This is a genomic window from Kordia zhangzhouensis (assembly GCF_001005305.1).
GTDB classification, from domain to species: Bacteria; Bacteroidota; Bacteroidia; order Flavobacteriales; family Flavobacteriaceae; genus Kordia; species Kordia zhangzhouensis.
Genome location: NZ_LBMH01000042.1, coordinates 1 through 319 on the forward strand (window position 1 = coordinate 1; position 319 = coordinate 319).

Below are 319 nucleotides of genomic sequence, written 5' to 3' on the forward strand. Positions count from 1 at the left end.
CAACATCCCGCCAATGGTTGCTTGTGATCAAAACATGCCAGGAGATGTGATGGAAGTCTTTGATTTGAATAATCACACAAGCACTGTAGAGAACGGTCAAGTAGGTCTTACTATAAGCTATCACCTTAGTCAAACAGATGCAGAGAATGCAATAGGAGCTGTAACGACCATCACAGGAAATGACGGTCAAACAATATGGGTTAGAGCAGAAAATCCATTAGGCTGTGTTCAAGTGGGAAGTTTCCAGTTGCAAGTATTACCATTACCAGTAATAGCAACTCCGACTCCACTCGAGGCGTGTGATGATGAAACGGCAGAT

At 43.3% G+C, this 319-nt stretch carries 1 pseudogene; it reads left to right on the forward strand.

From position 1 onward, the window contains the following. Nucleotides 1-319, forward strand: a pseudogene (locus AA088_RS18595) (hypothetical protein); the annotation flags it as partial.